Raw genomic sequence first — 12,029 nt, forward strand, 5'->3', positions numbered from 1 at the left:
GCGGCCACGTCCGTCGCCGGGCCGGCCGAGCGCAGCGAGCCGGCGGTGCCGGTCGAGTACACCGAGGCCGACATCGTCGCCCGGACGGAGTACCGGGCCCCCGTACCGGTCGTTTCGCCGCTGCCGCCCCTGGCCCACCCGGCCGCGGCCCCGGCGGCCGCGCTCATCGCCGTGGGCGCTCTGGCGCTCGCGTTCGCCGCCGCCCGGGAACTGCTCATCGTCCGCGGCACCTACGCGGGCGCGCCGTGGCTGCGGAACTCCTTCGAGTGGTTCGGCCGGCTGCACTGGCAGAGCTGGATCGCACCCGTCGCTGCGGTCCTCGTGCTGCTGGGGGTCGTGCTCGTAGTGGTGGCGGTCAAGCCGCGGCGCCGCACCCACGTGCCCCTGCAGGTGTCCGGTCCGGTCCCGACGGTGTGGATGCGCCGGACCGACCTGGCCCGGATGTGCAGCGCGCACGCGTCCACACTGCCCGGTGTGTACGCGGCCCGCACCGTCGTCGATCGCCGTCGCGCGCTCGTCAGCGTCGTGGGCTCGGGTGAGGAGTCGACCGCCGATCTGGTCGCCGCGGTCCGGGGTGCGGTGGCGCCGAATCTGGCTCTGCTCGCGGAGCCGATCGCTCTCGTGGTGCAGGTGCACCGGCCGAGGACGGCGCGATGAAGCTGCGCACCGTCCTGGTCAACCGGATGCTCACGTTCGCCGTGGGCGCCGCGCTCCTCGGCGCCGGGGCCTTCGCACTGGCCTGGGTGTGGCAGGTGAGCTTCGCCCGGGAATGGCTGGCCCGCCTGGACCGGCCGCGCATCATCGACATCCCGGACCAGTCCTGGTGGGAGGGCGCGTTGTGGACCGCCGTCGCGGTGGGGGTGACGATCGGGATCGTGCTCCTGGCGGTCAACTTCTCCCGGCGCCGGACGTCGCGGGTGCAGCTCTACGACGAGGTCACCGAGGCTACCCTGGCCGTGGAGCTCGGACCGGTGGCCGACGGCGTCGCCGGTGAGCTCGCGGCCCTGCCCGGTGTGCGGGCCACGCGTAGCCGGGCCGTGGTGGAACGCCATCTGCCGACCCTGTCGGTCACGGTGTACGCGGACCCGAACATCGACGTCGCCGACTTCACCGCCCGCGCCGAGGAGACCGCCGAGCGGGCCGCCCGGGCGCTGGGCGGGGCCCGCGTGGCGACGCAGGTACTGCTGCACCTGGATCCGGCCCACCCCGAATCCGGCGGACAGGGGTAGGCCGCCGAGCGAACGTGGCATTTCGTCGGCGTACGGAGATGAACGATACATTCGCTCGTTCCCCGGCGACGGAAACGCCGAACGGCGCCCACCCCGAAGGGTGGACGCCGTTCGACGTCAGCGAGAACTAGCTCACTTGATGATCTTCGTGACGCGACCGGCGCCGACGGTGCGGCCACCCTCGCGGATCGCGAAGCGCAGGCCCTCGTCCATGGCGACCGGCTGGATCAGCTTGACGGACATCTCGGTGTTGTCGCCCGGCATGACCATCTCGGTGCCCTCGGGGAGGGTCACAACGCCCGTCACGTCCGTGGTACGGAAGTAGAACTGCGGACGGTAGTTGTTGAAGAACGGGGTGTGGCGGCCACCCTCCTCCTTGTTGAGGATGTAGGCCTGGCCCTCGAACTCCGTGTGCGGGGTGGTGGTGCCCGGCTTCACGACGACCTGGCCACGCTCGACGTCCTCGCGCTTGATGCCGCGGACCAGCAGACCGACGTTGTCGCCGGCCTGACCCTGGTCGAGCAGCTTGCGGAACATCTCGATGCCCGTGACCGTGGTCTTGGTCGAGGTCGGCTTGATACCGACGATCTCGACTTCCTCGTTCACGTTGATGACACCGCGCTCGATGCGGCCGGTGACGACCGTGCCACGACCGGTGATGGTGAAGACGTCCTCGACGGGCATGAGGAACGGCTTCTCGGTCTCACGGACCGGGTCCGGGATCGACTCGTCGACGGCGCTCATGAGCTCGAGGATGCTCTCGGTCCACTTCGGGTCACCCTCGAGTGCCTTCAGGGCCGAAACCTTGACGACAGGAGCCTCCTCGTCGAAGTCCTGCGCAGCGAGGAGCTCACGGACCTCCATCTCGACGAGCTCGAGGATTTCCTCGTCGTCGACCATGTCGGACTTGTTGAGCGCGACGAGGATGTAGGGCACGCCGACCTGACGGGCGAGCAGCACGTGCTCACGCGTCTGCGGCATCGGGCCGTCGGTGGCGGCCACGACCAGGATCGCACCGTCCATCTGAGCCGCACCGGTGATCATGTTCTTGATGTAGTCGGCGTGACCCGGAGCGTCGACGTGCGCGTAGTGGCGCTTCTCGGTCTGGTACTCGACGTGGGAGATGTTGATCGTGATACCACGAGCCTTCTCCTCCGGAGCCTTGTCGATCTGGTCGAACGCGAAGCTCTGGTTCAGCTCGGGGTACTTGTCGGCCAGCACCTTGGTGATCGCCGCCGTCAGAGTGGTCTTGCCGTGGTCGACGTGACCGATGGTGCCGATGTTCACGTGCGGCTTGGTCCGCTCGAACTTCGCCTTCGCCACTTGAGGGTCCTCCTGGACTGTTGTTGCTTGCAGTATGCAGCAGTGCGGTTGTTACTTACTTGGTCGTGCAGCCGACCGGGTCGGAACCGAGGTTACTCGCCGGTCGCCTTGGCGATGATTTCCTTCGAGACGTTCGCGGGAACCTCAGCGTAGGAATCGAACACCATGGAGAAGTTCGCGCGACCCTGGGTCTTCGACCGCAGGTCACCGATGTAACCGAACATCTCCGAGAGCGGAACCAGCGCCTTCACGACACGGGCACCACTGCGTTCCTCCATGGCCTGAATCTGGCCACGGCGGGAGTTGAGGTCGCCGATCACTTCACCCATGTAGTCCTCGGGGGTGGTGACCTCGACAGCCATGAGCGGCTCGAGGATGACCGGCGCAGCCTTGCGCGCGGCCTCCTTCAGGGCCTGCGAACCGGCGATCTTGAACGCCATTTCCGACGAGTCGACGTCGTGGTACGCGCCGTCGAGCAGGGTGACCTTGACGTTCACCAGCGGGTACCCGGCGAGCACGCCGTACTGCATCGCGTCCTGCGCACCGGCGTCGACCGAGGGGATGTACTCGCGGGGCACGCGGCCGCCGGTGACCTTGTTCTCGAACTCGTAGGTCGCGCCGTCCTCGCCCACGAAGGGCTCGAGGGCGATGATGACCTTCGCGAACTGGCCGGAACCACCGGTCTGCTTCTTGTGCGTGAACTCGAGCTTCTCGACCTTCTTGGTGATGGTCTCGCGGTACGCCACCTGCGGCTTGCCGACGTTGGCCTCGACCTTGAACTCACGACGCATCCGGTCGACGAGGATGTCGAGGTGGAGCTCGCCCATGCCGCCGATGACGGTCTGGCCGGTCTCCTCGTCCAGCTCGACGGAGAAGGTGGGATCCTCCTCGGCCAGCTTCTGGATCGCGGTGCCCAGCTTCTCCTGGTCGGACTTGGTCTTCGGCTCGATGGAGACCTGGATGACCGGATCCGGGAAGGTCATGGACTCGAGCACGATCGGGGCGTCCTGCGCGCACAGGGTGTCACCGGTCGTGGTGTCCTTCAGGCCGATCATCGCGTAGATGTGGCCGGCCACCGCCTCGTCGACCGGGTTCTCCTTGTTGGCGTGCATCTGGAACAGCTTGCCGATGCGCTCCTTCTTGCCCTTGGTGGCGTTGAGCACCTGGGCACCCGGCTCGATGCGGCCGGAGTAGACGCGCACGAAGGTCAGCTTGCCGAAGAACGGGTGCGCGGCGATCTTGAACGCCAGCGCGGAGAAGGGCTCTTCCTTGCTCGGCTTGCGGGTGAGGGTCTCTTCCTCGTCGCCGAGCTTGTGGCCCTCGACCTCGCCGATGTCGAGCGGGTTCGGCAGGTAGTCGATGACCGCGTCGAGCATGGGCTGGATGCCCTTGTTCTTGAACGCGGAACCGCACAGCACCGGGTACAGCTCGGAGGCGACGGTCAGCTTCCGGATGGCGCCCTTGATCTCGGCGACGGTGAGTTCCTCGCCACCGAAGTACTTCTCCATGAGCTCTTCGTCGCTCTCGGCGACCGTCTCGAGCAGCTTCTCGCGGTACTCGGCGACCTTGTCGGCCAGCTCCGCGGGGATCTCCTCGATGGTCGGCTCGGCGCCGATCTCGACGGTGCCACGCCAGGTGATGGCCTTCATCTCGACCAGGTCGACGACGCCGTCGAACGCGTCCTCCGCGCCGATCGGGAGCTGCAGGACCAGCGGCTTGGCGCCGAGGCGGTCGATGATGGTCTGGACCGTGAAGTAGAAGTCCGCGCCCATCTTGTCCATCTTGTTGACGAAGCAGATGCGCGGAACGTCGTACTTGGCGGCCTGCCGCCAGACCTGCTCGGACTGCGGCTCGACGCCCTCCTTGCCGTCGAACACGGCGACCGCGCCGTCGAGGACGCGCAGCGACCGCTCGACCTCGACCGTGAAGTCGACGTGGCCGGGGGTGTCGATGATGTTGATCTGGTTCTTGTTCCAGAAGCAGGTCACGGCGGCGGAGGTGATGGTGATACCCCGCTCCTTCTCCTGCTCCATCCAGTCGGTGGTCGAGGCACCGTCGTGGGTCTCACCGATCTTGTAGTTCACACCGGTGTAGAAGAGGATGCGCTCGGTCGTCGTGGTCTTGCCGGCATCGATGTGCGCCATGATGCCGATGTTGCGGACCTTGTTCAGGTCGGTCAGCACTTCCTGTGCCACAGGTAACCCCGCTCGTAGCTCGTGTCGGTCCTAGGGTGCGGACCAGTGTTCTCGGATGTTCAGCCGGCCTTCAGGGACCGACACAGTTGTGCGAACGGCCGGCCGGGAGGATTTCGGGAATACCGGTTCCTCCCGACCGGCATCGACTCACCAGCGGTAGTGCGCGAACGCCTTGTTGGCCTCGGCCATCTTGTGGGTGTCCTCGCGACGCTTCACGGACGCACCCAGACCGTTGCTGGCGTCGAGGAGCTCGTTCGCGAGGCGCTCGACCATGGTCTTCTCACGACGCTGACGCGAGAAGGTGACCAGCCACCGCAGGGCGAGGGTGGTCGAACGACCGGGACGAACCTCGACCGGCACCTGGTAGGTGGCGCCACCGACACGGCGGCTGCGCACCTCGAGGGCAGGCTTGACGTTGTCCAGAGCGCGCTTGAGGGTGACGACCGGATCGGTGCCGGTCTTCTCGCGCGCGCGCTCGAGTGCCTCGTAGACGATGCGCTCGGCGGTGGACTTCTTGCCGTCCAGCAGGATCTTGTTGACCAGCTGGGTGACGAGCGGCGACCCGTAGACCGGGTCGGCGATCAGGGGACGCTTCGGAGCGGGACCCTTACGTGGCATCAGCCCTTCTCCTTCTTCGCGCCGTAGCGGCTGCGCGCCTGCTTGCGGTTCTTGACACCCTGGGTGTCGAGCGAACCGCGGATGATCTTGTAGCGGACACCGGGGAGGTCCTTCACACGACCACCGCGCACGAGCACCATCGAGTGCTCCTGCAGGTTGTGACCCTCACCCGGGATGTAGGCGGTGACCTCGACGGAGCTGGTCAGACGCACGCGGGCGACCTTCCGGAGCGCCGAGTTCGGCTTCTTCGGGGTGGTGGTGTACACGCGAGTGCACACACCGCGGCGCTGCGGGCTGCCCTTGAGGGCCGCGGTCTTGACCTTGGCGGCCTTGTCGCGGCGGCCCTTGCGGACCAGCTGATTGATGGTTGGCATCTACCGGCTTTCTCGTTGTCTGAAGACTGCTCGCACGAGCAACCTTGGCTGTTCTGAAATTAGGGATCCATCGGTTGGGGCAAGAGAGCCGCTGCCCCGCACCCACACCCTCGTGTGCACACGAGGTCGGGCGTGTCGCGTACCCCCACACAGGCAGCCGGGGGCTCGCTCCTGCGGTGATTCCACAGACCGCGCGCACGGCACTACCTCGCATAGGCACACAGATCGGCCCGGGCATGCCGGACACGACCCACAACGATACCCGGCGGCGCGGCGCAAGGTCAAAGCGAGCTGCGGGGGTCCGCTCGTGGCTCAACTGCTGAGGTCGAGGGTCAGTCGGGCCAGCGTGACGGCCGCCGCACACGGATCGGGAGGCGCCGAACCGGGCGCGTACTGCACCCACCAGCCGAAGATCCCCGTCGTGGACGCTCCGGCGGAGATCCCGCAGGACGCCGGGTCGTCGGGCGGGCGCATCAGCACGGCCCGCCGGCCCTCCACGGTCGTGTTCTCCACCGCGTATCCCAGCCGTTGCGCCGTCCCCCGCTCGGTGTCGAGGGACCCGGTCTCGAACCAGTTGAAGGTGACCTTCGCCGTCGCCCCCGCACCTGCGGTGTCCCACCGGCAGATCGCCCCGAAGAACCCGCGCTCGATCGCCTCGACGCCGACCGCCTCCGCGATCTGCTCGTCGGTGACGGCATCGCACTCGGTGAGCAGGCGCGTGAACTCGGCGGAGGCGCCGCCCGCTCCGGCCCCCTCCGGCACGGCCTGCCCCTCGATCGTGCTGCCGCACCCGGCGAGCACCGCGGCCAGGGCCAGCAGCGACGGCAGCGTCGCCACCCGCGTCGTCCGCGTCGTCCGCTTCACCGCTGTGCCCTTTCCGCGCTGAGCTCGGCCAGGTCGCGGGCCACCACGCACGCGTCCGCGGCCGGCGTGAAGAGCCCGTACGTGACGGACCAGTGCACGAAGTCGCCCCCGAACTGCACGCCGATCTCGCACAGCACGGTCTGCCCGAAGTCGTTCTGCGCCGAGCCCTGGAAGCCCGGGTTGCCGTCGATCTCCACGTCGATCGCGGGCCGGCCGATCAGGTCGGAACCGGCGCGTTCGCGGCCGATCGGGCTGCCGCGGTACCAGGAGAACGTCACGCTCGGGCCGCCCGCCCCGACGAGTTCCCACTCGCATCCCACCGAGTTGCGGGTGACCTGCACGAACGACCCCAGCCCGAAGGCCCGGGCCACCTCGTCGTCGGTGACCGACCCGCACGCGCCGAAGAACGGGCCCGGCTCGGTCACCTGCAGGGTGGGCGACGCGCCGGCCGGGCCCTCGGCCGGGTCCGAGCCGCACCCGGCGACGACGGCACCGACGAGTCCGAGGACCGCGACCGTGGCCAGCTTGGGAGGCATGCCACAAACCTAACCGGCCGGGTGCTGCGCCGCCGAACGCTGCCGGGCCGCGTCGAGCACCGTGTCGAGCTGCGCGGCCCAGTGCCGGACGATCTCGGCCCGGCGCCGCGAATCGTCGGTGAGGACGTCGGCGAGGCCGAGGCCGCGCGCGAGGTCGAGGGTGGCCTGCACCATGCGGTGCACCGTCGCGTCGGACTCGTCCACGCCGAGTTGCTCGACGGCGACGCGGTGGGCGACGCGGCCGAAGTGTTCCTCGAGGGGGACGATGCGGGCCCGCAGTTCCGGATCGGCCGCCGCGGCCGTCCACACCTGCAGCGCCGCCTTGAACAGGGTGCCGGTGTAGTAGTCGACGAGCCGGCGCACCACGGCCTCGGTACGGGCGGCCCCCAGTGGCAGGTCCACGGTGTCGCGGCGGGCGAGATCCATACGGCTGTCGAACATGAACTCGAGCGCCGCGGTGATGAGGTCCTCCCGGGTCGGGAAGTGGTGCTGGGCCGCGCCGCGGGACACGCCCGCCCGCTCGGCGACCACCCCCACCGTGGTCGCGCCCCACCCCAGCTCCGCGAGGCAGTCGATGCTCGCCTCGAGCAGCCGGCGGCGCGTGACCCGGCTCCGATCCTGCTTGGGCTGCCGGGTCATCGCAGCGCGCCCCCGGCGGCGGAATCCCCGGGTTCGTCGTCCACCAGGACCCGCTCCATCTGGCGACGCCACACCGCCAGCTGGGGTTCGGTCAGCGGGTCGCGGGGGTCGATGGCGTAACCGAGGGCCGCCCCGCGCATCGCCTGATAGATCAGGTCGCGCACCTCGGCGAACCGGGGGCGGTTCGCGATTTCCGGACCGAAGTTCGCGGTCGTCTGCTCCTTGATCATCCGGCCCAGGAGGCGTTCGAGCGGCAGCAGCTCGGCCCGAAGTTCCTCGTGGCCGCGCGCGGCGAGCCACAGCTCCATCGACGCCCAGAAGTACGGCTGCCGGAAGTTCCACCACATCCGGTCGACCGCGGCGGCGATACGTTCGACCGGGTCGGCGGGCCAGGGATGGTCGCCGTCGAGGCCCTGGACCCCCTGGGCGGCGAGGTGGTGCACGGCGGCGACGAGCAGGGCGTCCCGCGACGGGTAGTGGTGCAGCAGCCGCCCGCGGGACACGCCGGCCGCCTCCTGGATGCGCACGGTGGTGGCGTTGGAGTAACCGTGCTCGACGAGCACGGCCACCGCCGCGTCGAGGATCCGCTTGCGGGTGGCACGGCTGCGCTCCTGCTCGCCGCGACGGCGGACATCCGGGGACGGGCTGCTCATGGCGATCAGACTAGGCAGGCCGGCGCGTCAGCTCGCGGAGGGTGACCGTCGAGGCGAGGCGCCCGGCCCGGGTGTCCTCGAGGGCCATGATGTTGATCGTGGTGACTCCGGCGGCCTCGAACGCGGCGAGGCGCTCGGCGACGTGACTGCGCGGGCCGACGAGGCACACGCCGTCGATCAACTCGTCCGGGATCGCCGCCTCGGCCTCCTTCTTCCGCCCGGCCAGGTAGAGGTCCTGAACGGTCTCGGCCTCGCGCTCGAAGCCGTAGGTGCGGGCGAGCTGGTTGTAGAAGTTCTTGCCCTTGGCGCCCATCCCGCCCAGGTACAGCGCCAGGTGGGGCCGGGCGCGGTCGCGCAGCTCGGCGACGTTGTCCCCGATCCCGACCTGGACGTTGACCACCACCTCGAGCTCCCCGAGCGCCGGGTCCCGCTTCGCCTTGCCCTCGGCGAGCGCGTCGCCCCATACCCGGTGCGCGTGCTCGGGGAAGAAGAACACCGGCTCCCAGGCCTCGGCGATCTCGGCGGCGAGGGCGACGTTCTTCGGGCCGAGCGCGGCGATCATGATCGGAATGCGTTCGCGAACCGGCTGATTGATGAGCTTGAGGGGCTTGCCGAGCCCGGTGCCGCGGTCGGCCGGCAGCGGGATCGTGTACTTGCGGCCGGCGTATTCGAGCTTCTCGCGCCGCCACACGGCCCGGCAGATGTCGACGACCTCGCGGGTCCGCTGCAGGGGCGCGTCGTACGGCACGCCGTGGAAGCCCTCGATCACCTGCGGGCCGGACGCCCCGAGGCCGAGCACGAAGCGGCCGCCGGAGACGTAGTCCATGCCGGCGGCCGTCATCGCGAGCAGCGACGGCGTGCGGGTGTAGATCGGCACGACGCCCGTGCCGAGCTGCACCGTCGAGGTGCGCGCGGCCAGGTAGCCGAGCTGGCTGAAGGCGTCGAAGCTGTACGCCTCGGCGACGAACGCGATGTCGAGCCCCACCGATTCGAGTTCGACGATCTCGTCGACGACCTGCCGGAAGTCGCCCGCGTAGTCGGGCTGGATGCCGAGTTTCATGACAGCCACTGTCGTACACCCACCACTATCCAGTCAACCCTGACCGTTTTGCGGACCGTGTCACGCCCGGCTCCACGACGGCGGCCGCTTCTGCAGGAACGCGGTCATCCCCTCGACCGCCTCCGCGGAGCCGAACAGCCGCGCCGACTGCTCCGCCAGCTCGTCGCCGTACCGGTCGAAGTCGGCGAGCATCCGCATCGTGGTGAGCCGCTTGGATTCGCCGAGCCCCTGCGGCGAGCATTCCCGCAGCTGGGCGAGGATCTCCCCCACCGACGCCTGCGGATCGTCGGTCTCGACGGTGACCAGGCCGATCGCCGCTGCCACCTCCGGCCCGAACCGCTCACCGGTGAGGAAGTAGCGGCTCGCGGCACGGGAGGTGAGCCGCGGCAGCACCGTCAGCGAGATGATCGACGCCGCCAGCCCCAGCCGGGCCTCGGTCAACGCGAACGTCGACCGGGGCCCGGCGACGGCGAGGTCGCATGCGCCGACCAACCCCATGCCGCCGGCGCGCACGTGCCCGTCGATCCGCCCGATCACCGGCTTGGGCAGCTCCAGGATCGACCGCAGCACCGCCGTCATCTCCCGCGTCCGGGCGGCAGCCGCCGCCGCGGCGCCGCCCTCCGCGGTGCTCGCCTCGCTCAGGTCGGCGCCGGCACAGAAGGTGCCGCCCTCATGGGTGAGCACGACCGCGCGGACCCCGTCGTCGGCGGCCGCGTCGGCGAGGCCCTGCCGGAGCTGCGCCACGAGCCTGGCGGAGATCGCGTTGCGGTTGTGCGGCGAGTCGAGAGTCAGGGTGGCGAATCCCTCGCTCACGTCGTACCGGACGAACGTCTCGGACACCGGCGCTCCCCTCAGTACGACCGGGGCAGGCCCAGCGAGTGCTGGGACACGAAGTTGAGGATCATCTCCCGGCTCACCGGCGCCACCCGCGCGATCCGCGCCGCGCCGAGCATCGCGGCAAGCCCGTACTCGCGGGTGAGCCCACCGCCGCCGTGCGTCTGGATCGCCTGGTCGAGCGACTTGATGCTGGCCTCGGCCGCGGCGTACTTGGCCATGTTCGCGGCCTCGGCGGCGCCGAAGTCGTCGCCGCTGTCGTACAGCACCGCGGCCTTCTGCATCATCAGCTTGGCCAGTTCGAGCTCGATCTTGCACTGCGCGAGCGGATGCGCGATGCCCTGGTGCGCCCCGATCGGCGACTTCCACACGGTCCGTTCGTTGGCGTACCGCACCGCCGCGTCCAGCGCGTAGCGGCCCATGCCCACGGCCATCGCCGCGCCGAGGATCCGCTCGGGGTTCAGGCCGGCGAACAGCTGCATCAGCGCGGCGTCCGGCTCCCCTACCAGCGCGTCCGCCGGCAGGCGCACGTCGTCGAGGAACAGGGTGAACTGGCGGTCCGGTTCGACGATGTCCATCTCCATCGGCGTCTTGACGAAGTTGTCCGCGTCGGTGGGGACGATGAACAGCGCCGGCCGCAGCTTGCCGCTCTTCGCGTCCTCGGTGCGGGCCACGATGAGCACCGCGTCGGCCTGGTCCACACCGGAGATGTAGATCTTGCTGCCGCGCAGGATCCAGTCCTCCCCGTCGCGCCGCGCGACGGTGGTGATCTCGTGCGAGTTCGAGCCGGCGTCGGGCTCGGTGATGCCGAACGCCATGATCTTCGAGCCGTCGGCGAGCGCGGGCAGCCAGCGTTGCTTCTGCTCGTCGGTGCCGAACTTGGCGATGATGGTGCCGCAGATGGCCGGCGAGACCACCACCAGCAGCAGCCCGCAGCCCTGCGCGGCGAGTTCCTCCTGGACCAGGGCGAGTTCGTAGATGCCGGCCCCGCCGCCGCCGTACTCCTCGGGCAGGTTCACGCCCAGGAAGCCGAGCTGGGCGGCCTCGCGCCACAGCTCGGTCAGCGGTTCGCCCTTGCGGGCCTTCGGCAGCACGTAGTCGACGTAGTTGTAGCGCTTGGCCAGGCCCGCGACCGCGGCGCGCAGCTGCTTCTGCTCGTCGGTTTCGATGACGCTCATGGTTACTCCTCGATGTCGGCCGGGGCGGACGGTTCGCCGGACTCGGCGGGGGTGACGACGGCCAGCACGGCGCCCAGTTCGACCTGGGTGCCGACGGCGACGGGCAGCTCGGTGAGCACGCCCGTGGTGGGGGCCTTGACGATGTGTTCCATCTTCATCGCCTCGAGCCAGAGGACCGGTTGCCCGGCGGTGACCGCATCGCCGACCGCGGCCCCGATCCGGATCACCGAGCCGGGCATCGGGGCGAGCAGCGAACCCGCGGCGACGTGGGCGGAGGGTTCGACGAACCGGGGGATCGCGCGCAGCCGTACCGGGCCGAGCGACGAGTCCACATGCACCGCGTCGCCGTAGCGCGCGACGTGGAACTGCCGTTGCACGCCGTCGATCGCGAGCACCACCCGGCGCTCGGTGTGCGCGACGAGGACGACGCCGGGATGGTCGTCGGCAATCAGCCCGGACCGGGTGAGCCGGTACCGCACCTCGTGTGCACCGCGGTCGCCCTCGTACCGTTTGACCTGCGGCTGCG

Annotated in this window: 14 protein-coding genes; 2 read left to right on the plus strand and 12 right to left on the minus strand. The window is 69.6% G+C overall.

The genetic code is table 11. The features are described 5' to 3' along the window. On the plus strand, positions 1 to 657 hold a 657-nt coding region (locus CQZ88_RS32045; RefSeq protein WP_258008837.1), incomplete at its 5' end, for a DUF6286 domain-containing protein. Next, entirely contained in the window at positions 654 to 1,229 is a 576-nt protein-coding gene (locus CQZ88_RS27725) for a hypothetical protein (RefSeq protein WP_006936217.1), read from the plus strand. The genes CQZ88_RS32045 and CQZ88_RS27725, both read left to right, overlap by 4 nt. 132 nt (positions 1,230 to 1,361) lie before the next feature. On the opposite strand, the gene tuf is transcribed toward CQZ88_RS27725, so the two are convergent. The 12 genes from tuf to CQZ88_RS27785 all read right to left on the minus strand — a co-directional run. Next, positions 1,362 to 2,552: an elongation factor Tu gene (tuf, locus tag CQZ88_RS27730; protein WP_006936215.1), complete on the minus strand. Its 1,191-nt coding sequence runs from the start codon at positions 2,550 to 2,552 to the stop codon at positions 1,362 to 1,364. A gap of 92 nt (positions 2,553 to 2,644) precedes the next feature. Continuing rightward, positions 2,645 to 4,747, minus strand: coding sequence for an elongation factor G (gene fusA, locus CQZ88_RS27735; protein ID WP_043800567.1), 2,103 nt, complete (start codon positions 4,745 to 4,747; stop codon positions 2,645 to 2,647). Positions 4,748 to 4,894: 147 nt separating this feature from the next. Then, on the minus strand, positions 4,895 to 5,365 hold the full coding sequence (gene rpsG / locus CQZ88_RS27740; protein ID WP_003937663.1) for a 30S ribosomal protein S7: 471 nt from the start codon (positions 5,363 to 5,365) through the stop codon (positions 4,895 to 4,897). Further along, positions 5,365 to 5,739: a 30S ribosomal protein S12 gene (gene rpsL, locus CQZ88_RS27745; RefSeq protein WP_003937662.1), complete on the minus strand. Its 375-nt coding sequence runs from the start codon at positions 5,737 to 5,739 to the stop codon at positions 5,365 to 5,367. The genes rpsG and rpsL overlap by 1 nt, the downstream gene beginning before the upstream one ends. A 312-nt stretch (positions 5,740 to 6,051) precedes the next feature. After that, entirely contained in the window at positions 6,052 to 6,603 is a 552-nt protein-coding gene (locus CQZ88_RS27750; RefSeq protein WP_006936213.1) for a DUF3558 domain-containing protein, read from the minus strand. Next, positions 6,600 to 7,139: a DUF3558 domain-containing protein gene (locus CQZ88_RS27755; protein WP_006936212.1), complete on the minus strand. Its 540-nt coding sequence runs from the start codon at positions 7,137 to 7,139 to the stop codon at positions 6,600 to 6,602. Before CQZ88_RS27755 ends, CQZ88_RS27750 begins: the two co-directional genes overlap by 4 nt. 9 nt (positions 7,140 to 7,148) lie before the next feature. Continuing rightward, positions 7,149 to 7,778 (minus strand): TetR/AcrR family transcriptional regulator, encoded by a 630-nt coding sequence (locus CQZ88_RS27760; protein ID WP_006936211.1) that lies wholly within the window; start codon positions 7,776 to 7,778, stop codon positions 7,149 to 7,151. After that, positions 7,775 to 8,431, minus strand: a complete 657-nt coding sequence (locus tag CQZ88_RS27765; RefSeq protein WP_006936210.1) for a TetR/AcrR family transcriptional regulator — start codon at positions 8,429 to 8,431, stop codon at positions 7,775 to 7,777. The genes CQZ88_RS27760 and CQZ88_RS27765 overlap by 4 nt, the downstream gene beginning before the upstream one ends. A 10-nt stretch (positions 8,432 to 8,441) precedes the next feature. Beyond that, positions 8,442 to 9,491 carry an LLM class F420-dependent oxidoreductase gene (locus CQZ88_RS27770; protein ID WP_065922312.1) on the minus strand — a complete coding sequence of 350 codons (1,050 nt, stop codon included), beginning with the start codon at positions 9,489 to 9,491 and terminating at the stop codon, positions 8,442 to 8,444. A 60-nt stretch (positions 9,492 to 9,551) separates the two neighbouring features. Beyond that, positions 9,552 to 10,331 (minus strand): enoyl-CoA hydratase family protein, encoded by a 780-nt coding sequence (locus CQZ88_RS27775; protein ID WP_050035586.1) that lies wholly within the window; start codon positions 10,329 to 10,331, stop codon positions 9,552 to 9,554. 11 nt (positions 10,332 to 10,342) lie between these two features. Then, complete coding sequence (locus tag CQZ88_RS27780) at positions 10,343 to 11,503, minus strand: acyl-CoA dehydrogenase family protein (protein WP_006936207.1); 1,161 nt, start codon at positions 11,501 to 11,503, stop codon at positions 10,343 to 10,345. Between the two features lie 2 nt (positions 11,504 to 11,505). Next, the coding region (locus CQZ88_RS27785) for an acetyl-CoA carboxylase biotin carboxyl carrier protein subunit (RefSeq protein ID WP_180987095.1) at positions 11,506 to 12,029 on the minus strand (524 nt) is incomplete at its 5' end.

This window comes from Rhodococcus sp. ENV425 (assembly GCF_002887785.1).
In the GTDB taxonomy this organism is placed as follows: domain Bacteria; phylum Actinomycetota; class Actinomycetes; order Mycobacteriales; family Mycobacteriaceae; genus Rhodococcus; species Rhodococcus aetherivorans.